Raw genomic sequence first — 23,888 nt, forward strand, 5'->3', positions numbered from 1 at the left:
TATTCTCCCTTGTTCTCATATTATCCTTCAAAAATATCTTTGATTTTTTCTCCAGATTCATATACAATAAATACAATGCTTATTATACCATAAATCCGCTTTCAACGATAAAGAAAAGGTAAGAAAAATGAAACATTTAGAAATTGAATTGAAAACACTCTTGAAAAAAGATGAATACAATCATCTAAAAGACAAGTTCACAGATGTCACTCCTGTTCTTCAAAAAAATTACTACATGGACACGCTTGATTTTGAACTGCGAGAAAAGAAAGTTGCTATGCGCATTCGAACCTTTGAAGACTGGGCAGAACTAACACTCAAAGTCCCGCAAAGTGTTGGAAATATGGAATACAACCAAAAATTGCAACTAAAAGATGCTGAAAACTATCTAACCAAGGAAGAACTTCCTCAAGGGCTGGTTCTTAATGAATTGGCGAAACATGGTATTCAAAGCAAGAAATGGCAGGTACTCGGTTGTCTAACAACACTTCGCTATGAAATGCAAACAGCTATTGGCCTCATGGCGCTGGATGAAAGTCAGTACTTTGATATGACAGATTACGAATTAGAGCTTGAAGTGGAAAATCACGAGCAAGGCAAACAGGATTTCCAACAATTTTTAGAGGAAAATCAGATTACTTATCAAAAAGCTCCCTCAAAATTGGTCCGATTTGTCAAAAGCATGAAAAATAGCTGAAATAATCTCTATTTTTTGGTAAAATAGAAAAGATAAAATACAAAAATCCCAGTTCATATAGGCTAGGCAGATATGGCTAGGATTTAAAAAGTTTACAGAGGACGGTCTATAATGTCAGATAGAAAAAACATGAAACTTTTCGCACTCAACTCTAACCAAGAGATTGCACAGAAAATTGCTCAAGCTGTTGGTGTCCCACTTGGAAAACTATCATCACGTCAATTTTCAGACGGAGAAATCCAAGTAAATATCGAAGAAAGTGTCCGTGGTTATGATGTTTACATCATCCAATCAACAAGTTTCCCTGTTAACAACCACCTAATGGAATTGTTGATCATGGTTGACGCTTGTGTGCGCGCAAGTGCCCACAGTATCAACGTTGTCCTTCCATATTTTGGCTATGCACGTCAAGACCGCATTGCTTCACCACGTGAGCCACTTACAGCTAAACTAGTTGCTAATATGCTGGTTAAGGCTGGAGTTGACCGTGTCCTTACGCTTGATTTACACGCTGTTCAGGTTCAAGGTTTCTTTGATATTCCTGTCGATAACCTCTATACAGTTCCCCTATTTGCAAAACATTACTGCGATAAGGGGCTCCTTGGGTCAGATGTTGTCGTGGTTAGCCCTAAAAATTCAGGTGTAAAACGTGCTCGTAGCCTGGCTGAATATCTTGATGCTCCTATCGCCATTATCGACTATCCTCAAGACGATGCAACTCGCAACGAAGGTTATATCATCGGTGATGTTGAAGGTAAAAAAGCCATCTTGATTGACGATATTTTAAATACAGGACGTACCTTCTCTGAAGCTGCTAAAATCGTTGAACGTGAAGGGGCTACAGAAATTTATGCTGTTTCTAGCCACGGTCTCTTCGTTGAAGGTGCTGCTGAACTTCTTGACAATACTAATATTAAAGAAATTCTTGTGACTGATTCAGTAGCAACAAAAGAAAAAACTCCTAAAAACGTATGCTACATCACTGCTAGTGAGTTAATTGGTGATGCTATCGTCCGTATCCACGAAAGAAAACCAGTCAGCCCACTCTTTGCCTACAACAAAAAGAAATAAGGTGATTCTTTGATTTATTTGGACAATGCTGCAACGACTCCTATGTCAGCAGTTGCTATTTCAGCTATGACCAAGGTGATGCAAGAAACCCATGGAAACCCTTCTAGTATTCATGGTCATGGTCGTCAAGCTGGCAAACTCTTGCGAGAAGCCCGTCAGGAACTAGCTCAGTTACTAGGGACAAAACCTCAACATATCTTTTTCACTTCTGGTGGGACTGAAGGCAACAATACTGCTATCATTGGGTACTGCCTTCGTCATCAAGAACAAGGAAAACATATCATCACAACTGCCATTGAGCACCATGCCGTCCTTGAAACCATTGATTACTTGGTTCAACACTTCGGTTTTGAAGCAACCATTATCCAGCCAGAAAATCAAGAAATCACAGCCCAACAAATTCAAAAAGCTTTACGTGGCGATACGATTTTGGTTTCAACCATGTTTGCCAATAATGAGACAGGAAACCTACTGCCCATTGCTGAAATTGGCCAAATACTCAAGCAACACCCTGCTGCCTATCATGTCGATGCAGTTCAGGCAATCGGAAAAATCCCTATACACCCAGAAGAATTGGGCATTGATTTTCTCACCGCTTCTGCCCATAAATTCCATGGTCCTAAGGGAATCGGCTTTCTCTACGCATCTGGCATGGACTTTGATTCCTATCTCCATGGCGGAGACCAAGAACAGAAAAAACGTGCAGGGACTGAAAATCTAGCTGCCATAGTGGCTATGGTTGCAGCCCTAAAAGAAGACCTAGAAAAACAAGAAGAACATTTTCAACATGTACAAAATTTAGAAACTGCCTTTCTGGCAGAGCTAGAGGACATTCAATATTACTTGAATAGAGGAGAACATCATCTCCCTTATGTTCTCAATATTGGATTTCCTGGCCAGAAAAATGATCTCTTACTCCTTCGTCTAGATTTGGCTGGAATTTCAATCTCTACTGGCTCAGCCTGTACGGCAGGCATTGTTCAATCCAGCCATGTTCTTGAAGCTATGTATGGGGCAAATTCAGAACGCTTGAAGGAATCCGTTCGTATCAGTTTGTCGCCAGAAAATACTGTTGAAGACCTACAAACCCTCGCAAAAACCTTAAAAGAAATTATCGGAGGTTAGCCATATGGCATTTGAAAAAACCATTCAGTTAAAAAATTGTCGTTACGACTACACTCTTAGCCCTTCTGTTAAAAAATTCACCCTCAAAGACAACACTTTTTTTGAGACAAAGGTTGGTAACTATGAATTGACTCGCCTTTTGGAAAAAGTGCCAAACAGCGGTGAAGGCTTCCAACTCAAAATCATTATTAACAAGGAACTTACAGGGGCTAAAATCAATATCACTGACAAGTTTGGCCTTCGTCTAGTTGATATTTTCAAATCAGAAGACCACCACATTCATCAGGAAAAATTCTACTTCCTCATGGATAGCTTGGTAGAACGTGGTGTCTTTACAAAATCAGAAAGATAGAGCCAAAATGTTTGAACTGACCTATAAGGATAACTATCATGTAGAGCGGACTCTCAAGTATGAAGATTATGAGGCTCTCATGCTGGCTCTGTCAGGATGTGTGACCCTACCAGATACACTTTATGTGACTTCTTTGACTTTTAAGGGCCAGGAAGTTTACCAAGGTCTGGTCGGAGACCTCTACCGTTTTCTATCACATGCAGATTTTTTACATTAAAACTAAGATTTTTCTTAGTTTTTTCTTGTTTTTGTTGATTTTTTCACAATGTTTCTATAAAATAGAAGAATAGAAAGGTTGTGATTTTGTGAAAGATAAACAGTCTGCTATTCCAAAAGCTACAGCAAAAAGACTCTCTCTCTACTATCGAATTTTTAAGAGATTTCATGCAGAAAAGATTGAACGTGCCAACTCTAAGCAAATTGCAGAGGCCATTGGGATTGATTCAGCGACCGTACGTCGTGATTTTTCCTATTTTGGTGAACTAGGTCGGCGTGGATTTGGCTATGATGTCAAAAAACTGATGACATTTTTTGCCGATTTGCTCAATGATAACTCTATTACCAATGTCATGCTGGTTGGTATTGGAAATATGGGCCATGCCCTTCTCCACTACCGCTTCCACGAGCGTAACAAGATGAAGATTATCATGGCTTTTGACCTAGATGACCATCCCGAAGTCGGAACCCAAACTCCTGATGGAATTCCTATTTACGGGATTTCTCAAATCAAGGATAAAATCAAGGATGCTGATGTGAAGACTGCTATCCTGACCGTTCCTAGCGTTAAATCACAAGAGGTTGCCAATCTCTTGGTTGATGCTGGCGTGAAAGGAATTCTCAGTTTTTCACCAGTCCATCTGCATTTACCAAAAGATGTGGTCGTTCAGTATGTCGATTTGACAAGTGAACTCCAAACCCTCCTCTATTTCATGCGAAAAGAGGATTAGAAAGCGAAAATCATTTTATGAAAAAACCAGTTATTGGGATTACAGGAAACGAAAAAACTCATCCAGATGATGACATCATGATGAGCTACGCAGCAAAAGGCTTTGTTGAAGGCGTTAAAGACGCTGGAGGGATTCCCATCATCCTACCGATTGGTAATCAAGAAATGGCCTGCCACTATATCAGTATGATTGACAAGCTCATCTTGACAGGTGGGCAAAATGTTGATCCAAAATTCTATGGTGAACTAAAAACCATTGATAGCGATGACTACCACCTTCAAAGAGATATCTTCGAACTGGCACTCATCAAGGAAGCGATTAAACAGAAAAAGCCCATTTTCTCTGTCTGCCGTGGAACTCAACTCTTTAACGTTGCCATGGGTGGAACTTTGTATCAAAATATCGAAGATCACTGGCAGGATTGTTCCGCAGAGTACACAACCCAACGCTTGGTGACAGAACCTGATACAGTTCTTCGAGAAATCTATGGAGAAATTTCCCATATCAATTCCTTCCACCATCAGAGCATCAAGGATTTAGCACCAAATTTAAAGATTGCGGCTCATGATCCTAAGGATGGCATTATTGAAGCTGTCATGAGTACGGATGATGTTGCCTTTCTCGGTGTCCAATGGCACCCAGAATTTCTATTTGAAAATCGTCCCAAAGATAAAAACCTCTTTGACTATGTCGTTAATGAACTTTAGATTAAATCCGTCTTTTCACGGTAACTAAAGTAACTAGAATGTGAGACAATCAAATGGTCCAAGAGGACAATTCCCATCAGGTCGCAGGCTTCTTTCACAAGTTTAGTGACATGATCATCATTTCGGCTAGGCGCTACCGCTCCTGAAGGATGATTATGGACCAAGATGAGTGAAGTCGCCATATGCTTGATAGCATAGTGAAGAATCTCTCGCGGCTCAGCGATACTACGAGTTGCAGAACCGATAAAAATGGTCTGTTGATGGATGATTTGATTTTGAGTATTGAGATAGAGCGCCACCAGGTGCTCTTGTTTTTTATCCCCCAATTCCTGTTGCATCTTCTTGGCCAACTTTTGACTGCTGAGAATACTTTCCATCTCAATAGTCTCATGTTTATGAATACGATACCCCAGTTCAATCATTGCTTGTAATTCTATGGCCTTAACGCGCCCGATACCAGATAGACTCTGCAATTCCTGCAGGGTCATTTTTTTCAAATCCGTTAGGCTTGAAAGATTGCTCAAGACTTTCTGGGCAATTTCAAAAACGCTAGCTTGACGTGTTCCTGTCCTGAGTAAAATAGCTAGCAACTCTTGGTTACTGAGTGCTTCAACTCCTTCTTTGGCCAGTCTTTCTCTTGGCAGCAGTGAATCTTCTTGGAATGAAATACTGTACATAAAAATCCTCCTCACTTTATTATTCGTGAGAAGGATGGAAAATTAGATTTTTTTCTCAATTGGAGCCACACTGGCTAAAAGTTTTTTCAAACCTACTTCTGGGAAATTGATTTTTAATTCCTGAGTAGCTCCGTTACCTGAAACTTCCAGAACAGTTCCCTCTCCCCACTTCTTGTGGAGGGCAATGTCACCAATGGACCAACTTGCCTCATTAGAAGATGATTTTGCACCAGCTGTAAATTGACCAAATGGGAGACCGCTTGACTGGATAGTTTTTGGAGCTGCACTGCGTTTACGGTCTTGGAGTGCCTGCGCCAAACTCATACCTTGACCGAAGGCAACCCCACCACTGCTATAAGATGCCTTAAAGCTTGAATTTGAAGGACGAGCCAGACCTTGATACTCAAGCAAGTCTGAACTGATTTCGTTAATAAATCGGGTCGGACGGTTGTAGTTGGTACGACCAAAAAGCAGGCGCGAGTTGGCATTGGTCAGATAGAGAATTTTCTCTGCACGCGTAATACCTACATAGGCAAGACGACGCTCTTCTTCTAATTCATCTTGATCTTCAGCCGCACGGCTAAGCGGAAAGACATTTTCTTCCATACCAATCAAAAATACAACTGGAAACTCAAGACCCTTAGCAGCATGCAGGGTCATCAAGGTCACTTCTGATGTCTCCTGACTACCTGAATCTGTATCCGCAATCAAGGCCAAGTCATTTAAGAAACGACTCAGTTTGTCCAAACCAGTTTCATCTTCGGGCACATCAGAGGTGTCATCAAAGTTTTTCGTCACAGAGAGGAACTCTTCGATATTTTCAACCCGAGCCTTGCTTTCTAGAGTCGCTTGGACATTAAGAATATCGACATAACCTGTTTTTTCTAGAACCGCCTCAACCAACTCAGTGATACTTAATTGGTCCAGTTGCTCCCGCAAATCCAGAACCATATTGGCAAAATCCCAAATTGACTGGGCTGCTTTACCCTTGATACCAGATAACATGATATTAGCTGAAGCATCTAGCATGGACATGTTTTGCATATTGGCAAAATCACGGATTTTCTCAACAGTACCTGGGCCAATTCCACGTTTAGGCTCGTTGATAATACGCTCAAAACTGATATTGTCACTCAAATTAGCAATGAGGTTGAGATAAGCAATAATATCACGGATTTCCTTACGGCTGTAGAACTTGGTCCCGCCGACCATTGTATAAGGAATATTGGACTTGAGCAGGGCTTCCTCAATAGTACGAGACTGCGCATTAGTACGATAGAGAACTGCAAAATCCTTGTGAAGGAAGTTTTGACTGCGACTAAGTTCATCTATAGTTCTAGCTACAAATACAGCCTCATCCAGCTCATCATCGGCACGATAGTAAACAATTTGTTCCCCATCAGCATTTTGAGTCCAGAGATTCTTAGGACGGCGGTTTTTATTGTTTTTAATGACCTCGTTGGCTGCTTGGAGAATTGTTTTAGTGGAACGGTAATTCTCCTCCAACAAAACAACCTTGGCTTGGGGATAATCTTTCTCGAAATCCAAAATATTCTGCATATCAGCACCACGCCAACCGTAGATAGACTGGTCCGCATCCCCAACCACACAGATGTTTTTAAAGCGCGAAGCCAAGAGTTTGACCAGTTGGTACTGAGCGTGGTTGGTATCTTGGTACTCATCAACATGGATGTATTGGAATTTCTGTTGATAGTAAGTCAAAACATCAGGATTTTGATCAAAGAGACGCAAGGTCAGCATAATCAAATCATCAAAGTCAACAGACTCCGACTGACGCAATTCTTTTTGGTAAGCCGTGTAACACTGGGCCACGATTTGCGTGTACATATCTCCAGCTTGGGCAGCATAAGCTACATCATCAATCAAATCATTCTTAGCATTGGAAATAGTTCCTAAGATGCTCCGATCATTCCATTTTTTCGGATCCAAGTTCAACTGCTTGAGAATCCGTTTCATGAGCGTTCGCTGTTCACCAGGATCAACAATTGTAAAATTACGGTTGTAGCCAATATGGTCCGCATCGCGACGCAAAATACGAACACACATGGAGTGGAAGGTTGCAATCAGACAATCCTGAGTAGCTGGATTGAGGCTATAAGCACGCTCTTTCATCTCACGCGCAGCCTTGTTGGTAAAGGTAATGGCCAAGATATTCCATGGATTGACCATCTTTTCATCAATCAAATAAGCGATACGGTGGGTCAAAACTCGTGTCTTTCCAGAACCAGCCCCCGCCATGATCAACAAGGGACCTTCTGTCGTTTGCACCGCCTCAGCCTGACGGTCATTCATTCCATTTAATAGTGCGTTCATCTTCTCTTCCTTACTCTTGAAGTCAATATTTCTATTATATCAGAATTCAAGGAAAATATCTTTACCTAGACTGGTTACGTGTAGAAGGCAACTCCTTATATCTAGATAAAAAATGAGCTTGGATATTATTTCCAAACTCATTTGAATTCAATTAAACTATTAGAACAAGCCTAGAACAGTTCCATCGCTTTCAACATCCATGTTGAGAGCTGCTGGACGTCTTGGTAGGCCTGGCATGGTCATGACATCGCCAGTTAAGGCAACGATAAAGCCTGCACCTAATTTTGGTACCAATTCACGAATAGTAATTTCAAAGTTTTCAGGTGCTCCAAGTGCATTTGGATTGTCTGAGAAACTATATTGAGTTTTAGCCATACAAATCGGCAATTTGTCCCAACCGTTTTGAACGATTTGAGCAATTTGTGTTTGAGCTTTCTTCTCAAAGTTTACTTTGCTACCACGGTAGATTTCAGTAACAATCTTTTCAATCTTTTCTTGGACAGAAAGGTCATTGTCATACAAACGTTTATAGTTAGCTGGGGTTTCAGCGATAGTTTTGACAACTGTTTTGGCAAGTGCTACTCCACCTTCTGCACCATCAGCCCAGACACTTGCTAGTTCAACTGGCACATCAATAGAAGCACAGAGTTCTTTCAAGGCTGCAATTTCAGCTTCTGTATCAGAGACAAATTCATTAATAGCTACTACTGCAGGAATACCGAACTTACGGATATTTTCAACGTGGCGTTTCAAGTTAGCAAAACCGGCACGAACCGCCTCCACATTTTCCTCTGTCAAAGCGTCTTTAGCCACACCACCATTCATCTTAAGGGCTCGAAGGGTTGCGACAATAACTACTGCATCTGGAGATGTTGGCAAGTTTGGTGTCTTAATATCAAGGAATTTCTCGGCACCAAGGTCTGCACCAAAACCAGCTTCAGTAACTGTGTAATCAGCCAAGTGAAGGGCTGTTGTAGTTGCTAAGACAGAGTTACATCCGTGAGCAATATTGGCAAATGGACCACCGTGCACAAAAGCAGGTGTTCCATAAATTGTCTGAACCAAGTTTGGTTTAATAGCATCCTTCAAAATCAAAGCCAAGGCACCTTCAACCTGCAAATCACCTACAGAAACTGGTGTACGGTCGTAACGATAACCAATAACAATATTAGCCAAACGGCGTTTCAAGTCCTCGATGTCCGTAGCCAAGCAAAGAATCGCCATGATTTCGGAAGCGACGGTAATGTCAAAGCCATCCTCACGAGGAATACCGTTTAGAGGGCCACCAAGTCCTACGGTCACGTGACGAAGTGCTCGGTCGTTCAAGTCCACTACACGTTTCCAGAGAATACGACGTTGGTCAATTCCCAACTCATTTCCTTGGTGCAAGTGGTTGTCAATCAAGGCAGAAAGAGCATTGTTAGCAGTTGTAATGGCATGCATATCCCCAGTAAAATGAAGGTTGATGTCTTCCATTGGCAAAACTTGGGCATAACCACCACCTGCCGCACCACCCTTAATTCCCATTACTGGACCAAGAGATGGTTCGCGAATAGCAATCATGGTTTTCTTGCCGATTTTGTTTAAGGCATCTGCAAGACCAATGGTAATGGTTGATTTTCCTTCACCTGCAGGTGTTGGGTTGATGGCAGTAACCAGAATCAATTTTCCAACTGGATTGCTCTCAACTGCACGAATTTTATCAAAGCTGAGCTTAGCCTTGTACTTTCCGTACAACTCCAAATCGTCGTAAGAAATACCAAGTTTCTCTACAACATCAACGATTGGCTTCAACTCAATACTCTGTGCGATTTCAATATCTGTTTTCATTCAAAACTCCTCTAACCTCTTATATGATAATTCATTATATCACAAAACAAGATTTTTAACATCCCAAAACTCTCTAAACGTTCGTAAATATCCCTGTTTTTAAGGTTTTTAGTGTCCTTTCTTAAATTTTATATGGCTTTATAGTTTGAAACTATAGTAAATCTTCGTTTTTACCAAAAATTTATCGCTTTCATTTTACTTACCGTTTATTTTTGTGTACAATAGTTCTATGAAAATTTTAGTTACATCGGGCGGTACCAGTGAAGCCATCGATAGCGTCCGCTCTATCACTAACCATTCTACAGGTCGCTTGGGCAAAATCATCACAGAAACTTTGCTTGCTGCAGGGCATGAAGTTTGTTTGATAACAACAAAACGAGCTGTAAAGCCAGAAGCACATTCCAACCTAAGCATTCGAGAAATTAACAATACCAAGGACCTTCTACTGGAAATGCAAGAACGTGTTAAGGACTATCAGGTCTTGATTCACTCAATGGCTGTTTCTGACTACACTCCTGTCTATATGACAGGGCTGGAGGAAGTTCAATCTAGTTCCAATCTGGAAAAATTTTTAAGCAAGCAGAATCATCAAGCTAAGATTTCTTCAACTGACGAGGTTCAGGTTTTGTTCCTAAAAAAGACACCCAAAATCATCTCTCTAGTCAAGGAATGGAATCCTGCTATTCATCTGATTGGTTTCAAACTGCTGGTTGATGTCTCTAAGGATTATCTCATCGAGATTGCCAGAAAAAGTCTTATCAAAAACCAAGCTGACTTAATCATTGCGAATGATCTGACTCAAATCTCACCAAACCAACATCGTGCAATCTTTGTTGAAAAAAATCAGCTTCAAACAGTCCAGACTAAAGAAGAAATTGCAGAACTCCTCCTTGAAAAAATTCAAGCCTATCATTCATAGAAAGGAAAGCTATGGCACATATTCTCTTTGCTGTAACGGGCTCAATCGCCTCTTACAAGTCGGCAGATTTAGTCAGTTCTCTAAAAAAACAAGGCCACCAAGTCACTGTTTTAATGACTCAGGCTGCTACAGAGTTTATCCAACCTTTGACACTACAGGTACTCTCACAGAATCCTGTCCACTTGGATGTCATGAAGGAACCCTATCCTGATCAGGTCAATCATATCGAACTTGGAAAAAAAGCAGATTTATTCATCGTGGCCCCTGCAACAGCTAACACTATTGCAAAACTAGCCCATGGTTTTGCGGACAACATGGTAACTTGTACGGCTCTAGCATTGCCCAGTCATATTCCTAAACTAATAGCTCCTGCTATGAATGCAAAAATGTATGACCATCCAGCAACTCAGACTAATCTGAAAACATTAGAAGCCTACGGCTATCAGCTGATTGCTCCTAAGGAATCCCTACTAGCTTGTGGAGACCACGGACGAGGAGCCTTAGCTGACCTCACAATTATTTTAAAAAGAATAAAGGAAACTCTCGATGAAAAAACGCTCTAATATTGCACCTATTGCTATCTTTTTTGCAACCATGCTTGTGATTCATTTTCTAAGCTCACTTATCTTTAACCTTTTTCCATTCCCAATCAAACCAACCATCGTTCATATCCCTGTCATTATTGCCAGCATTATCTACGGTCCACGAGTTGGGGTTACACTTGGATTTTTGATGGGACTACTTAGCTTGACAGTTAATACGATTACAATTCTACCGACAAGCTACCTCTTCTCCCCATTTGTACCAAACGGAAACATATACTCAGCTATCATTGCTATCGTCCCACGTATTTTGATTGGTTTAACTCCGTATCTAGTTTATAAACTGATGAAAAATAAAACTGGTCTTATTTTAGCTGGTGCCCTTGGTTCACTTACCAACACAGTCTTTGTACTTGGTGGAATTTTCTACCTTTTTGGAAATGTTTTTGATGGTAATATCCAAAAACTCCTAGCAACTGTTATCTCAACAAATTCGATTGCTGAATTAGTTATTTCCGCAGTTCTAACCCTAGCTATTGTTCCAAGACTACAAACCTTGAAAAAATAAAAACATCTCCACTTTCAAGCTTGAAGGTGGAGATTTTGCTCTATACAGTTTTTTTTTAGTGAAATCTTTACCAATATTTATACTCAATGAAAATCAAAGAGCAAACTAGGAAGCAAGCTGCATGTTGTTCAAAACACAGTTTTGAGGTTATGGATTGAAGCTGATGTGGTTTGAAGAGATTTTCTAAAAGTATTAACTTAAAAACGACCTATAAACTTAAGTAAATCCTTGCTTTATTGTCTTGTTTATAGTACTATACTAGTGTATATACAGTTAAAAGGAGATTCTTATGAATACACGGAAAAAGACACAATTTATGACAATGACTGCCCTTTTAACGGCTATTGCGATTTTGATTCCAATTGTTATGCCTTTTAAGATTGTCATTCCTCCTGCTTCCTATACTTTAGGAAGCCACATCGCTATTTTTATTGCCATGTTCTTATCGCCCTTGATGGCTGTTTTTGTCATCCTAGCCTCTAGTTTTGGATTCTTGATGGCCGGCTATCCCATGGTTATCGTTTTTCGAGCTTTTTCCCATATCTTTTTTGGGACTTTTGGGGCTCTTTACCTACAAAAATTCCCCGATACCCTAGATAAACCAAAAGCTTCCTGGATTTTCAATTTTGTGTTAGCGCTTGTCCATGCCCTTGCTGAAGTATTAGCCTGTGTCCTTTTTTACGCAACTTCTGGTACCAATGTAGAAAATATGTTTTATGTTCTATTTGTACTAGTTGGATTTGGCACAATTATCCATAGTATGGTAGACTATACATTAGCACTAGCTGTCTATAAAGTGCTTCGAAAACGCCGTTAAAAAGGAAAAGCTATGACAAAAGATCGCAAACATGCTCTGCTCCAACTCTTGAGAGAAGCTTCTAAAGCCCTTAATGGCCAAAGTTTGGCGGAACATTTTCATGTCACACGTCAGGTCATTGTGCAGGACATTGCAATTTTGAGAGCCGATGGCGCTCCTATCCTATCCACCAATCGTGGCTACATCTATAAGCAAATTGAAACCAATCCTTATGTTCACAAACTTTTCAAAGTGAAACATGAAGTTGAAGAAATCGGTCAAGAACTCCTTGCTATCGTAGATAATGGTGGACGTGTTCAAAACACTTTGATTGACCATCCCGTTTATGGAGAAATCGAAACCTTGCTGAAACTGTCTTGTCGCCGAGACGTGCAACATTTTCTTGAACAAGTCGAGCATTCTGACTTTAGACCTCTGTCTGAATTGACAGATGGCATCCATTACCACCTAGTCGAAGCTGAAACACAACAAGACCTCCGCTATATCGAGGAGGCCTTGGATCAGCTAGGTTATTTAGTAAAGGATTAGAAAATTTTCTTTTCCCAATCGACTTCTGTACGGCGAGGGTAGAAAAATTCAGATTTGTCCGGAGCTTCCATTATCTCCATCAAAGGTAGCATATCATAGGCCAGATCCAAGTTTGGAATCTGGTCTTTTTGCACCCAAGAAAGTTCTCCAAATCCAAAAGATTGAGACCTTTATATAGAATCAGCTATAGCAGGCTCTAAAGACTATCCGCTTGATTTTATATTGAAAAGCTTCTCCTTAATTTTTCACAATTTCGTTCCCTTAATTTTACTTTCGAGCAATAAACATACCATATTCTTTAGGAATAATTAACTTACCCTTATGAAAATGTACTTCCAATCTTTTACGAATGACTTTTTCTTCTAGCGAACCTATTTCTGAAATTCCTTTAAAGGATTGGATGTATTTAACTAGATCATCTATGCTAGTTACCTGTAACTCATCATCATAGAGTAATGTATCGACAGAGTTAAAATACCTACTCAGGTAGCTTTTACCATTTTGTAAAGTAAAAGTTTTATTTTCCAAATCTTGATTAACCTCATCTTTAAATAAACTTGCCAAATAATCTACAACTCCATTTTCACCAAATGTAGCACAGTAAAAAATTCCGCCTGTTTTTAAGACTCTATTCACCTCAGAGAGAGCTTTAGGAATATCATTCACATGATGTAGAAGCATATTAGCAATAACAATATCAAACGTTTCATCCTCAAAAGAAATCTTTTGAATATCCATTATCTCATAGTTAACATTGTCTCTATTTCCAATCACTGATCTCGTTGTTCTCACCATATCTTTAGAAAAATCTGTAATAACCAACTGCTTCATTTTATCTATAGAATCACTATTACTTTTCCACAGTTCTCCTGTACCACATCCCAATTCTAGAACCTTTACTTCATTAGTGATTTGGTAGTTGGAAAATATCCAATTATTAAATCCTAATTTATTTTTTGAATACTTCTTATGCAATTCTACTCGAATATCAAGATTATCATGACTTTTATATTGTTCAATTACTTTATCAATCATTTTCTGGTACTTCCTTTCATATTGTAAGATTATACCATAAAATAAAACAATCTCCGATTTCAAAATTGAAGATGGAGATTGTTCAAGATATAGATAGGAAATTTAGCAATATTCAGTTGACTTACACCGCCATACTTAGCCTATATTTCAGTACCGTACTTTAAAAGATAACACCTATCAACTAATCATAGAACTAAAAAGTTTCTTTCTCCCAGCCATCTTCTGTACGGTGGCGGTAGAAAAATTCAGATTTGTCAGGAGCTTCCATCATCTCCATCAAGGGTAACATATCATAGGCCAGATCCAAGTTTGGAATCTGGTCTTTTTTCACCCAAGAAACTTCTCCTTCATCTGAAGAGCGAAGGGTACCAGAGAAGTCAGTCGCCTTATAACAAACGACAATATAGCGCCCACCTGTATCTAGTGGCCAATTTTTAATGCCGACAAGTTGAGGATTTTGGATAGTCAACCCTGTTTCTTCATATATTTCACGAATGACAGACTCCGCAAAAGCCTCACCATCCTCGACATGACCACCCGGAAAAGCATAACCAAACCAGCGATTGTTTTCAGGAGTGCGGTACTGCATAACCACGCGCTGGGTTTCGAGGTCTTCAATCAGACAAATGTTTGTTAAAATTGTTAATTGGGAACGGGACATATTTTCTCCTCTAGGTAACATTCTAATCCAACGCCTTGACTTCCAGCATCATATCACGTATCTGAGCTGCTAGTTCAAAGTCAAGCACTTCAACGGCTTCTTGCATTTGTTTTTCAAGTTTCTTGACAAGTTCTTTGCGTTCTTGTTTGTTGAGGCTATTGATATCGATTTCCTTGTCCTGTTCCTTATCAACTGCCTTGGTCACAGCAATCAGGTCACGGATTTCTTTCTTAATAGTTTGTGGAACGATACCATGTTCTTCATTATAGGCCATCTGGATTTTCCGACGGCGGGCAGTTTCATCGATAGCACGTTGCATAGACTGAGTCATCGTGTCCGCGTACATGATGACATGACCTTCACTGTTACGGGCAGCACGACCAATGGTCTGGATGAGGCCACGCTCATTTCGTAGGAAGCCTTCCTTATCAGCATCGAGAATAGCAACCAAGCTTACCTCAGGAACGTCAATCCCTTCACGGAGCAGGTTAATTCCGACCAAGACATCAAAGACACCCAAGCGCAGGTCACGGATAATCTCAGTCCGTTCCAAGGTCTTGATATCCGAGTGCATGTACTTGACCTTAATGCCCATTTCCTTGAAGTAGTCAGTTAAGTCCTCTGCCATTTTCTTAGTCAAGGTGGTGATAAAGGTTCGCTCGTTCTTTTCAACACGGGCATTAATTTCACCTAAGAGGTCATCAATCTGTCCCATAGTCGGACGGACTTCCACCTCAGGATCCAAAAGCCCTGTCGGACGAATGATTTGCTCAATCACTGTCTCGGTCTGTTCATTTTCATAGTCACCAGGTGTCGCTGAAACGTAGACAATCTGGTGCACATGACTTTCAAACTCTTCACGACGGAGAGGACGATTGTCCAGAGCAGACGGCAAACGGAAACCATAATTAACCAGCATTTCCTTACGCGAACGGTCTCCATTGTACATGCCTTTTATTTGTCCCATAGTCATGTGACTCTCGTCAATCATAATTAAAAAATCATCTGGGAAGAAGTCGAGAAGCGTATAAGGAGGCTCACCCTCACTCCGTCCATCCATGTGACGTGAATAGTTCTCAACCCCGTTGGTATAGCCCATCTCACGCAACATTTCGATATCATACTCTGTCCGCTGTTTCAAACGTTGAGCTTCTAGCAATTTGCCTTCCTTCTCAAAGACAGCTAGTTGCTCTTCTAATTCTGCTTGAATCTTTGCAATGGCCACTTCCATGTGGTCGTCATTGGTCACAAAGTGAGTGGCTGGGAAAATCGCCAGGTGATCCACTTCTCCCAACACCTGACCTGTCAGAGCCTCAACTTCACGAATACGTTCAATCTCATCACCAAAGAACTCCACTCGAAAAGCATGCTCATCACGAGAGGCTGGGAAAATCTCCACCACATCCCCACGCACACGAAATCTTCCCCGTTGGAAATCAATATCATTGCGCTCAAACTGAATATCGACCAAGTCATTCAAGAGTTTATCACGAGAAATCTCTAGACCAGGACGGAGACTCACGACACTATCAGCGTATTCCTTGGGCGAACCCAAACCATAGATACAAGAGACTGAAGCCACGACAATAACATCATTACGCTCCAGTAGGGCCGAAGTCGCTGAGTGGCGGAGCTTATCAATCTCGTCATTGACAGAGCTGTCCTTTTCAATATAGGTGTCACTGGAAGGGACATAGGCCTCAGGTTGGTAATAATCATAGTAAGATACGAAGTACTCAACAGCATTTTCAGGGAAAAATTCCTTAAATTCTCCATAGAGCTGTCCTGCCAGAGTCTTATTGTGGGCGATGACCAGAGTTGGTTTATTGACTTTGGAAATGACCTGACTCATGGTATAGGTCTTCCCTGTACCAGTCGCCCCCATCAGAATCTGAGCTTTTTCTCCACCCTCGATATTATCTACCAACTGCTCGATAGCTTGTGGTTGGTCTCCTGATGGTTGATATTTTGATACTAGTTTAAATTGATTATCTGTAATGCGATTGATCATAAGAATCCTCTCTTCATGTGATATTTCTATTTTAGCATACTTGTAACATTTTCACGAAGAAAAGGACGGACCGAAGTCACATCCTTTCATTTTCTTTCTTTAATTGATAAGCGAGATAGATAATCAGTAGTAACAAGACTAAACTTGTCATGATAGAACCTTCAATCCCAAAAGAACCTCCTGATAGCCAGCTCTGATCGCCTTGTGGTAAAAAGGTCATCAATGACGTTCCTGATGGTTGACCACTAACTAAAATCCCAAAGAGATTACCCTGAGCAAAATTCCAGGCCCCATGAATACCTGCAATACCCCAAACTGTATCAGTTTTGAGAAGGTAAAGTGACATGGCAACTCCGAATAAGAAGAGATTCACTAGAGATAGAGGGGTGAGACCCGAATTGCCCATATGAAGCAGGGTAAAGAACAGGCTAGATATAAGAACAGCAAGCTTTAGATTGGTTCTTGAGGCCAATTGAGGAAGGAGCCAAGCACGGGACACCACTTCTTCTGCTGTCCCCTGTAAAATCCAAAACGGAATGGTAAAAATAACAAAGGCAAGCGAATAAGGATTTAAGTGAATAGACTCAAAACGATATTGCCCCACGGCCACTAAACCTAACAAGGTCAGAAGAAAAAGTGCCAGGCCTAGGCAAAATCCTTTAAAGAGATTGCTGAGGAAATTCTCTCTATAAAATCCCAAAGTTCGAATAGGTCTTTTCTCAACTTTTCTAGTCCATCTGAACACAGTGTTAAGAATAAAACCAAAGGCTAGCAATTCTAAAATTAAACGAAAATCACCTGTTTTATCCGTCAAGCTCTGATGCAAGGTCTGCAAGTAGGTTGCAAGATTTTGACCAGCCTCTCCAAAATTTCTAGCAAGTCCGATGAGAGCTAACAAACTAATACCATACAGAGTATAAGCCACAAACTCTCCTATGAAGACAAAAGCAAAGGCTAACAAGGGGCTTGTGTAAATGTTTAAACTCATTTTTGAAGCTTGGAAGTCTTTAAATATTCTTTTGTTCTTCATATCCCTGTCCTCTTTTCTTCTATATATACTCTTATTATAGCACTTTTTAATAGCAATTCAAGAAAGAAAAGAAATAATCAATGTCATATTTTCTGACACAGAAATATAAAAATTTGCCTTTTTTTACTTTTTCTGATATAATGGGAAAATATTCGGAAAAGGAGACTAAAAATGAAGAAAAAATTTCTAGCATTTTTGCTAATTTTATTCCCAATTTTCTCATTAGGTATTGCCAAAGCAGAGACAATTAAGATTGTGTCTGATACCGCCTATGCACCTTTTGAGTTTAAAGATTCAGATCAAACTTATAAAGGAATTGATGTTGACATTATTAACAAAGTCGCAGAAATTAAAGGGTGGAACATTCAGATGTCCTATCCTGGATTTGACGCAGCGGTAAATGCGGTTCAAGCTGGTCAAGCTGACGCTATCATGGCAGGGATGACAAAGACGAAAGAACGTGAAAAAGTTTTCACCATGTCTGATACTTACTATGATACAAAAGTTGTCATTGCTACTACAAAGGCACACAAGATTAGCAAGTACGACCAATTAACTGGCAAAACCGTTGGTGTTAAAAACGGAACAGCCGCTCAACGTTTTCTTGAAACAATCAAAGATAAATACGGCTTTACTATTAAAACATTTGACACTAGTGATTTGATGAACAACAGCTTGAGTGCTGGTGCCATCGATGCCATGATGGATGACAAACCTGTTATCGAGTATGCCATTAACCAAGGGCAAGACCTCCATATTGAAATGGACGGTGAAGCTGTAGGAAGCTTTGCTTTCGGTGTGAAAAAAGGAAGCAAATACGAGCACCTGGTTACTGAATTTAACCAAGCCTTGGCTGAAATGAAAAAAGATGGTAGTCTTGATAAAATCATCAAGAAATGGACTGCTTCATCATCTTCAGCAGTTCCAACTACAACTACTCTAGCAGGCTTAAAAGCTATTCCTGTTAAAGCTAAATACATCATTGCCAGCGATTCTTCTTTTGCACCTTTTGTTTTCCAAAACTCAAGCAACCAATTTACTGGTATTGATATGGAATTGATTAAGGCAATCGCTAAAGACCAAGGTTTTGAAATTGAAATCACCAACCCTGGTTTTGATGCCGCTATCAGTGCTGTTCAAGCTGGACAAGCTGATGGTATCATTGCTGGTATGTCTGTTACAGATGCTCGTAAGGCAACTTTTGACTTCTCAGAATCCTACTACACTGCCAATACTATCCTTGGTGTCAAAGAATCAAGTACCATTGCTTCTTATGAAGATTTGAAAGGGAAGACAGTCGGTGTTAAAAACGGAACTGCTTCTCAAACCTTCCTAACAGAAAATCAAAGCAAATACGGCTACAAAATCAAAACCTTCGCTGATGGTTCGTCAATGTATGATAGTTTAAACACTGGTGCCATCGATGCCGTTATGGATGATGAGCCTGTTCTCAAATATTCTATCAGCCAAGGACAAAAATTGAAAACTCCAATCGCTGGAACTCCAATAGGTGAAACAGCATTTGCCGTTAAAAAAGGAGCAAATCCAGAATTGATTGAAATGTTCAACAACGGACTTGCAAACCTTAAAGCAAACGGTGAATTCCAAAAAATTCTTGACAAATACCTAGCTAGCGAATCTTCATCTGCTTCAACAAGCACTGTTGATGAGACAACTATCTGGGGCTTGCTTCAAAATAACTACAAACAGCTCCTTAGCGGTCTTGGTATCACTCTTGCTCTAGCTCTTATCTCATTTGCTATTGCTATTGTTATCGGGATTATCTTCGGTATGTTTAGTGTCAGCCCCTACAAATCTCTTCGTGTGATTTCTGAGATTTTCGTTGACGTTATCCGTGGTATTCCTTTGATGATTCTTGCAGCCTTCATCTTCTGGGGAATTCCAAACTTCATCGAGTCTATCACAGGCCAACAAAGTCCAATTAACGACTTCGTAGCCGGTACCATTGCCCTCTCACTCAATGCGGCTGCTTATATCGCTGAAATCGTTCGTGGTGGTATTCAGGCCGTTCCAGTTGGTCAAATGGAAGCCAGCCGAAGCTTGGGGATCTCTTATGGAAAAACCATGCGTAAGATTATCTTGCCACAAGCAACTAAATTGATGTTGCCAAACTTTGTCAACCAATTCGTTATCGCTCTTAAAGATACAACCATCGTATCTGCTATCGGTTTGGTTGAACTCTTCCAAACTGGTAAGATTATCATCGCCCGTAACTACCAAAGTTTCAAGATGTATGCAATCCTTGCTATCTTCTATCTTGTAATTATCACACTTTTGACTAGACTAGCGAAACGCTTAGAAAAGAGGATTCGTTAATGGCAAAATTAAAAATTGATGTAAATGATTTACACAAAAACTACGGAAAAAATGAAGTCCTAAAAGGAATCACGACTAAGTTCTATGAAGGAGATGTTGTTTGTATCATCGGTCCTTCAGGTTCTGGTAAGTCAACCTTCCTCCGTAGCCTCAATCTTCTAGAAGAAGTCACTAGCGGTCACATCACTGTGAACGGCTATGACTTAACTGAAAAAACAACCAATGTTGACCACGTCCGTGAAAATATCGGCATGGTTTTCCAACACTTCAACCTCTTCCCTCATATGTCTGTATTGGACAACATTACCTTTGCCCCTATTGAGCACAAGTTGATGACTAAGGAAGAAGCTGAGAAATTGGGAATGGAGTTGCTTGACAAGGTTGGGCTAGCAGATAAAGCTAATGCCAACCCAGATAGCCTATCAGGTGGTCAAAAACAACGTGTGGCCATCGCTCGTGGACTTGCAATGAATCCAGACATCATGCTCTTCGATGAACCAACTTCTGCCCTTGACCCTGAGATGGTCGGGGACGTACTAAACGTTATGAAGGAATTGGCTGAGCAAGGTATGACCATGATTATCGTAACCCATGAGATGGGATTTGCCCGTCAGGTTGCCAACCGAGTTATCTTTACTGCAGATGGCGAGTTCCTTGAAGACGGAACACCAGATCAAATCTTTGACAACCCACAACACCCACGTCTGAAAGAGTTCTTGGACAAGGTATTAAACGTTTAAACTTAAACTGTAAGGATTTCCTTGCAGTTTTTTTCTATCTCGTATTGGATTTTTTGATTTTTCGGAAAATTATGTTAGAATTAAATTTATGAAATGAGGTTTCCTCATACCTAGCAAGACTAGGAATAAAAATAGAAATTAGGTAGCTAGATGTCATCTAAGGTTATTGTTACAATTTTCGGTGCGAGTGGAGACCTGGCTAAACGCAAGCTCTACCCTTCCCTTTTTAGACTATATAAATCCGGCAATCTTTCCGAACACTTTGCAGTCATTGGAACTGCTCGTCGTCCTTGGAGCAAGGAATATTTTGAATCTGTTGTAGTCGAATCAATCCTTGATTTGGCAGATAGTACCGAACAAGCTCAGGAGTTCGCTAGTCACTTCTACTATCAAAGTCATGATGTCAATGATACAGAACACTACATTGCTCTACGTCAATTGCAGGCTGAACTAAATGACAAGTACCAAGCTGAACACAACAAGCTCTTCTTCTTGTCTATGGCACCTCAGTTCTTTGGAACTATCGCCAAACACCTCAAGTCTGAAAACATTGTGGATGGTAAAGGTTTTGAGCGCTTAATCGTTGAAAAACCATTTGGTACAGATTACGCAACTGCAAGCAAGTTGAATGACGAGCTCCTAGCAACATTTGACGAAGAACAAATTTTCCGTATTGACCATTATCTTGGTAAGGAAATGATCCAAAGCATCTTTGCAGTTCGCTTTGCAAACTTGATTTTTGAAAACGTTTGGAACAAAGACTTTATCGACAATGTTCAAATTACCTTTGCGGAGCGCTTGGGTGTAGAAGAACGTGGTGGCTACTATGACCAATCTGGTGCCCTCCGCGACATGGTACAGAACCATACTCTACAACTGCTTTCCCTCCTTGCTATGGACAAACCAGCAAACTTCACAAAAGACGAGATTCGTGCTGAAAAGATTAAGGTCTTTAAAAACCTCTATCATCCAACTGATGAAGAACTTAAAGAACACTTTATCCGTGGTCAATACCGTTCAGGTAAGATTGATGGCATGAAATACATCTCTTATCGTAGCGAGCCAAATGTGAATCCAGAATCTACAACTGAAACCTTTGCATCTGGTGCCTTCTTTGTTGATAGCGATCGATTCCGTGGTGTTCCTTTCTTCTTCCGTACTGGTAAACGTCTGACTGAAAAAGGAACTCATGTCAACATCGTCTTTAAACAAATGGATTCTATCTTTGGAGAACCACTTGCTCCAAACATTTTGACCATCTATATCCAACCAACAGAAGGTTTCTCTCTCAGTCTAAATGGGAAGCAGGTAGGAGAAGAATTTAACTTGGCTCCTAACTCACTGGATTACCGTACAGATGCGACCGCAACTGGTGCTTCTCCAGAACCATACGAGAAATTGATTTATGATGTCCTAAATAACAACTCAACTAACTTTAGCCACTGGGATGAGGTTGGTGCGTCATGGAAATTGATTGACCGTATCGAAGAACTCTGGGCTGAAAATGGTGCCCCACTTCATGACTATAAAGCTGGAAGCATGGGACCTCAAGCAAGCTTTGACTTACTTGAAAAATTCGGTGCCAAATGGACTTGGCAACCAGATATCGCCTATCGTCAAGATGGTCGTTTAGAATAAAAAAAATTCCTGCAAGTTTGTTCCTTGCAGGATTTTTGTTTCTGATTAGATTAAGCCTTCCAAGAGACCCTTCATAAAGTTTTCTGAGTTAAACTCTCCAATATCATCGATTTTTTCACCAAATCCAATCAATTTTACAGGAATATTGAGTTCTTCACGGATGGCTAGAACCACACCACCTCGAGCAGTTCCATCAATCTTAGTCAAGACAATTCCTGTCAAAGGCGTAATTTTTGAAAATTCTTTGGCCTGTACCAGGGCATTTTGACCTGTTGATGCATCAAGAGCCAAGAAAGTTTCATGTGGTGCTTCTGGTACAACACGTTTGATGATACGACCAATCTTTTCCAACTCAGCCATGAGGTTATCCTTGTTTTGCAGACGACCAGCGGTGTCAATCATAAGAATATCGATACCTTCAGCTACAGCACGTTCCATGCCATCAAAGACTACACTGGCTGGGTCAGCTTTTTCAGGTCCAGTCACAACTGGAACATCCACACGGCGTCCCCATTCTGCTAGCTGTGCAACTGCACCTGCACGGAAGGTATCTGCCGCAACCAGCATGACCTTCTTACCAGCTTGTTTGTAGCGGTGAGCTAGTTTCCCGATAGAAGTTGTTTTCCCAACACCATTCACACCAACAAAGAGCATGATCGTCAAGCCATCTTGGAAGTGGATGCTTTCATCGTAGTTGCCATCCTTTTCATAAAGCTCAACCAATTTCTCAATAATGACACGGCGTAGTGCATCAGGTTTTTTGGCGTTTTCAAGCTTGGCTTCGTAGCGTAGCTCCTCGGTTAAGTTAGAAGCGACCTGTACACCAACGTCACTCATGATCAGTAATTCTTCCAGTTCCTCGAAGAATTCTTCATCGACAGAGCGGAAATTAGCAAAGAAGGCGTTCAAGCGAGCTCCGAAACCTGTACGAGTTTTCTTAAGACTACGGTCATATTTTTCCTGAACAGTCTCTTCTACTTGAGTCATTTCTGGTTCAAGCACTTCAGAACTATTTTCTTCTACAGTCTCTAGGAGCTCAGTATTCTCTTCCTCTGTGACTTCTTCTGAGTTTGGCAATTCTTCGACTTCTTCTTGATGAACCTCTACAGCTGGCTCTGAATCCTGACTCTCTTCAACTGTGTCTTGATTTTCCTCTTCTTCAGAACTTTTAACCTCTGCTTCTTCTTGAGGAACTTCCTCAGCTTCTGTAAGGGCAGGCTCAGTAGCTTCAGACAAATCAAGATTTTCCAGAGCTTCTTTTACAACTTCTTCGATTTTAGGTTCTTCTTTTTTTCCGAATAGACGGTCAAATAATCCCATAT

Annotated in this window: 23 protein-coding genes and 1 pseudogene; 15 read left to right on the forward strand and 9 right to left on the reverse strand. The window is 40.5% G+C overall.

The features are described from left to right. The first annotated feature begins 127 nt into the window (after window positions 1-127). From N8L33_RS00235 to N8L33_RS00265, 7 genes are all read left to right on the forward strand, one after another. Complete coding sequence (locus N8L33_RS00235; RefSeq protein WP_261057980.1) at window positions 128-697, forward strand: CYTH domain-containing protein; 570 nt, start codon at window positions 128-130, stop codon at window positions 695-697. Window positions 698-808: 111 nt separating this feature from the next. Beyond that, entirely contained in the window at window positions 809-1,768 is a 960-nt protein-coding gene (locus tag N8L33_RS00240; protein ID WP_001283823.1) for a ribose-phosphate diphosphokinase, read from the forward strand. A 9-nt stretch (window positions 1,769-1,777) separates the two neighbouring features. Beyond that, window positions 1,778-2,893, forward strand: a complete 1,116-nt coding sequence (locus tag N8L33_RS00245; RefSeq protein WP_000639650.1) for a cysteine desulfurase family protein — start codon at window positions 1,778-1,780, stop codon at window positions 2,891-2,893. A 4-nt stretch (window positions 2,894-2,897) separates the two neighbouring features. Then, the gene (locus N8L33_RS00250) at window positions 2,898-3,245 is read left to right on the forward strand and encodes a DUF1831 domain-containing protein (RefSeq protein ID WP_000863540.1); all 348 of its coding nucleotides are present in this window, start codon (window positions 2,898-2,900) and stop codon (window positions 3,243-3,245) included. Between the two features lie 7 nt (window positions 3,246-3,252). Continuing rightward, window positions 3,253-3,462 (forward strand): DUF4649 family protein, encoded by a 210-nt coding sequence (locus N8L33_RS00255; protein WP_004254203.1) that lies wholly within the window; start codon window positions 3,253-3,255, stop codon window positions 3,460-3,462. Between the two features lie 88 nt (window positions 3,463-3,550). Then, window positions 3,551-4,192, forward strand: coding sequence for a redox-sensing transcriptional repressor Rex (locus tag N8L33_RS00260; RefSeq protein ID WP_000653417.1), 642 nt, complete (start codon window positions 3,551-3,553; stop codon window positions 4,190-4,192). 17 nt (window positions 4,193-4,209) lie between these two features. Continuing rightward, window positions 4,210-4,899 (forward strand): gamma-glutamyl-gamma-aminobutyrate hydrolase family protein, encoded by a 690-nt coding sequence (locus tag N8L33_RS00265; protein WP_261043120.1) that lies wholly within the window; start codon window positions 4,210-4,212, stop codon window positions 4,897-4,899. Here the strand turns inward: N8L33_RS00265 and radC are convergent. From radC to N8L33_RS00280, 3 genes are all read right to left on the reverse strand, one after another. Beyond that, a complete protein-coding gene (gene radC / locus N8L33_RS00270; RefSeq protein ID WP_261057981.1) occupies window positions 4,896-5,576 on the reverse strand; it encodes a RadC family protein in 681 nt (226 codons plus the stop codon). The genes N8L33_RS00265 and radC overlap by 4 nt on opposite strands. Window positions 5,577-5,618: 42 nt before the next feature. Beyond that, window positions 5,619-7,910 carry a DNA helicase PcrA gene (gene pcrA / locus N8L33_RS00275; protein ID WP_261057982.1) on the reverse strand — a complete coding sequence of 764 codons (2,292 nt, stop codon included), beginning with the start codon at window positions 7,908-7,910 and terminating at the stop codon, window positions 5,619-5,621. Window positions 7,911-8,069: 159 nt separating this feature from the next. Next, window positions 8,070-9,740 (reverse strand): formate--tetrahydrofolate ligase, encoded by a 1,671-nt coding sequence (locus N8L33_RS00280; RefSeq protein ID WP_261057983.1) that lies wholly within the window; start codon window positions 9,738-9,740, stop codon window positions 8,070-8,072. 229 nt (window positions 9,741-9,969) lie between these two features. Here N8L33_RS00280 and coaB point away from each other — a divergent pair, with 229 nt between their 5' ends. From coaB to N8L33_RS00305, 5 genes are all read left to right on the forward strand, one after another. Then, window positions 9,970-10,659, forward strand: coding sequence for a phosphopantothenate--cysteine ligase (gene coaB / locus N8L33_RS00285; protein ID WP_261057984.1), 690 nt, complete (start codon window positions 9,970-9,972; stop codon window positions 10,657-10,659). An 11-nt stretch (window positions 10,660-10,670) separates the two neighbouring features. Further along, window positions 10,671-11,222 carry a phosphopantothenoylcysteine decarboxylase gene (gene coaC, locus N8L33_RS00290; protein ID WP_261057985.1) on the forward strand — a complete coding sequence of 184 codons (552 nt, stop codon included), beginning with the start codon at window positions 10,671-10,673 and terminating at the stop codon, window positions 11,220-11,222. Continuing rightward, window positions 11,206-11,769, forward strand: a complete 564-nt coding sequence (locus N8L33_RS00295) for an ECF transporter S component (RefSeq protein ID WP_000747412.1) — start codon at window positions 11,206-11,208, stop codon at window positions 11,767-11,769. Before coaC ends, N8L33_RS00295 begins: the two co-directional genes overlap by 17 nt. A gap of 289 nt (window positions 11,770-12,058) precedes the next feature. Continuing rightward, a complete protein-coding gene (locus N8L33_RS00300) occupies window positions 12,059-12,586 on the forward strand; it encodes an ECF transporter S component (RefSeq protein WP_101784782.1) in 528 nt (175 codons plus the stop codon). A gap of 12 nt (window positions 12,587-12,598) precedes the next feature. Then, window positions 12,599-13,114, forward strand: coding sequence for a transcription repressor NadR (locus N8L33_RS00305; protein ID WP_101784780.1), 516 nt, complete (start codon window positions 12,599-12,601; stop codon window positions 13,112-13,114). On the opposite strand, the pseudogene N8L33_RS00310 reads toward N8L33_RS00305, so the two are convergent. The 5 genes and pseudogenes from N8L33_RS00310 to N8L33_RS00330 all read right to left on the reverse strand — a co-directional run. Continuing rightward, window positions 13,111-13,263: pseudogene (locus tag N8L33_RS00310) on the reverse strand (8-oxo-dGTP diphosphatase); the annotation flags it as partial. The gene N8L33_RS00305 and the pseudogene N8L33_RS00310 sit on opposite strands and share 4 nt — an antisense overlap. A 118-nt stretch (window positions 13,264-13,381) precedes the next feature. Beyond that, a complete protein-coding gene (locus tag N8L33_RS00315; RefSeq protein WP_261057986.1) occupies window positions 13,382-14,149 on the reverse strand; it encodes a class I SAM-dependent methyltransferase in 768 nt (255 codons plus the stop codon). 193 nt (window positions 14,150-14,342) lie between these two features. Next, window positions 14,343-14,810, reverse strand: coding sequence for an 8-oxo-dGTP diphosphatase (locus tag N8L33_RS00320; protein WP_261057987.1), 468 nt, complete (start codon window positions 14,808-14,810; stop codon window positions 14,343-14,345). Between the two features lie 22 nt (window positions 14,811-14,832). Then, entirely contained in the window at window positions 14,833-16,821 is a 1,989-nt protein-coding gene (gene uvrB / locus N8L33_RS00325) for an excinuclease ABC subunit UvrB (RefSeq protein ID WP_261057988.1), read from the reverse strand. 76 nt (window positions 16,822-16,897) lie between these two features. After that, a complete protein-coding gene (locus tag N8L33_RS00330; protein ID WP_261057989.1) occupies window positions 16,898-17,851 on the reverse strand; it encodes a CPBP family intramembrane glutamic endopeptidase in 954 nt (317 codons plus the stop codon). A 171-nt stretch (window positions 17,852-18,022) separates the two neighbouring features. Here N8L33_RS00330 and N8L33_RS00335 point away from each other — a divergent pair, with 171 nt between their 5' ends. From N8L33_RS00335 to zwf, 3 genes are all read left to right on the forward strand, one after another. Continuing rightward, entirely contained in the window at window positions 18,023-20,188 is a 2,166-nt protein-coding gene (locus N8L33_RS00335; protein WP_000726249.1) for an ABC transporter substrate-binding protein/permease, read from the forward strand. Continuing rightward, window positions 20,188-20,928: an amino acid ABC transporter ATP-binding protein gene (locus N8L33_RS00340; protein ID WP_084924299.1), complete on the forward strand. Its 741-nt coding sequence runs from the start codon at window positions 20,188-20,190 to the stop codon at window positions 20,926-20,928. The genes N8L33_RS00335 and N8L33_RS00340 overlap by 1 nt, the downstream gene beginning before the upstream one ends. Window positions 20,929-21,078: 150 nt before the next feature. Further along, window positions 21,079-22,566 (forward strand): glucose-6-phosphate dehydrogenase, encoded by a 1,488-nt coding sequence (gene zwf / locus N8L33_RS00345; protein ID WP_261057990.1) that lies wholly within the window; start codon window positions 21,079-21,081, stop codon window positions 22,564-22,566. A gap of 45 nt (window positions 22,567-22,611) precedes the next feature. Here zwf and ftsY read toward each other — a convergent pair whose 3' ends face one another. Next, window positions 22,612-23,886, reverse strand: a complete 1,275-nt coding sequence (ftsY, locus tag N8L33_RS00350) for a signal recognition particle-docking protein FtsY (protein WP_261057991.1) — start codon at window positions 23,884-23,886, stop codon at window positions 22,612-22,614. Window positions 23,887-23,888 lie beyond the last annotated feature (2 nt).

The sequence above is a fragment of the Streptococcus mitis genome, assembly GCF_946188695.1.
Classification (GTDB): Bacteria; Bacillota; Bacilli; order Lactobacillales; family Streptococcaceae; genus Streptococcus; species Streptococcus mitis_DF.

What these genes read in the sequence shown, in the direction of transcription:
- radC (WP_261057981.1), bottom strand. Translation starts at nt 5,576, where the DNA reads ATGTACAGTATTTCATTCCAAGAAGATTCACTGCTGCCAAGAGAAAGA.
- N8L33_RS00300 (WP_101784782.1), top strand. Translation starts at nt 12,059, where the DNA reads ATGAATACACGGAAAAAGACACAATTTATGACAATGACTGCCCTTTTA.
- N8L33_RS00250 (WP_000863540.1), top strand. Translation starts at nt 2,898, where the DNA reads ATGGCATTTGAAAAAACCATTCAGTTAAAAAATTGTCGTTACGACTAC.
- N8L33_RS00320 (WP_261057987.1), bottom strand. Translation starts at nt 14,810, where the DNA reads ATGTCCCGTTCCCAATTAACAATTTTAACAAACATTTGTCTGATTGAA.
- pcrA (WP_261057982.1), bottom strand. Translation starts at nt 7,910, where the DNA reads ATGAACGCACTATTAAATGGAATGAATGACCGTCAGGCTGAGGCGGTG.
- N8L33_RS00330 (WP_261057989.1), bottom strand. Translation starts at nt 17,851, where the DNA reads ATGAAGAACAAAAGAATATTTAAAGACTTCCAAGCTTCAAAAATGAGT.
- coaC (WP_261057985.1), top strand. Translation starts at nt 10,671, where the DNA reads ATGGCACATATTCTCTTTGCTGTAACGGGCTCAATCGCCTCTTACAAG.
- N8L33_RS00340 (WP_084924299.1), top strand. Translation starts at nt 20,188, where the DNA reads ATGGCAAAATTAAAAATTGATGTAAATGATTTACACAAAAACTACGGA.
- uvrB (WP_261057988.1), bottom strand. Translation starts at nt 16,821, where the DNA reads ATGATCAATCGCATTACAGATAATCAATTTAAACTAGTATCAAAATAT.
- coaB (WP_261057984.1), top strand. Translation starts at nt 9,970, where the DNA reads ATGAAAATTTTAGTTACATCGGGCGGTACCAGTGAAGCCATCGATAGC.
- N8L33_RS00240 (WP_001283823.1), top strand. Translation starts at nt 809, where the DNA reads ATGTCAGATAGAAAAAACATGAAACTTTTCGCACTCAACTCTAACCAA.
- ftsY (WP_261057991.1), bottom strand. Translation starts at nt 23,886, where the DNA reads ATGGGATTATTTGACCGTCTATTCGGAAAAAAAGAAGAACCTAAAATC.
- N8L33_RS00255 (WP_004254203.1), top strand. Translation starts at nt 3,253, where the DNA reads ATGTTTGAACTGACCTATAAGGATAACTATCATGTAGAGCGGACTCTC.
- N8L33_RS00265 (WP_261043120.1), top strand. Translation starts at nt 4,210, where the DNA reads ATGAAAAAACCAGTTATTGGGATTACAGGAAACGAAAAAACTCATCCA.
- N8L33_RS00280 (WP_261057983.1), bottom strand. Translation starts at nt 9,740, where the DNA reads ATGAAAACAGATATTGAAATCGCACAGAGTATTGAGTTGAAGCCAATC.
- N8L33_RS00315 (WP_261057986.1), bottom strand. Translation starts at nt 14,149, where the DNA reads ATGATTGATAAAGTAATTGAACAATATAAAAGTCATGATAATCTTGAT.
- zwf (WP_261057990.1), top strand. Translation starts at nt 21,079, where the DNA reads ATGTCATCTAAGGTTATTGTTACAATTTTCGGTGCGAGTGGAGACCTG.
- N8L33_RS00305 (WP_101784780.1), top strand. Translation starts at nt 12,599, where the DNA reads ATGACAAAAGATCGCAAACATGCTCTGCTCCAACTCTTGAGAGAAGCT.
- N8L33_RS00295 (WP_000747412.1), top strand. Translation starts at nt 11,206, where the DNA reads ATGAAAAAACGCTCTAATATTGCACCTATTGCTATCTTTTTTGCAACC.
- N8L33_RS00335 (WP_000726249.1), top strand. Translation starts at nt 18,023, where the DNA reads ATGAAGAAAAAATTTCTAGCATTTTTGCTAATTTTATTCCCAATTTTC.
- N8L33_RS00235 (WP_261057980.1), top strand. Translation starts at nt 128, where the DNA reads ATGAAACATTTAGAAATTGAATTGAAAACACTCTTGAAAAAAGATGAA.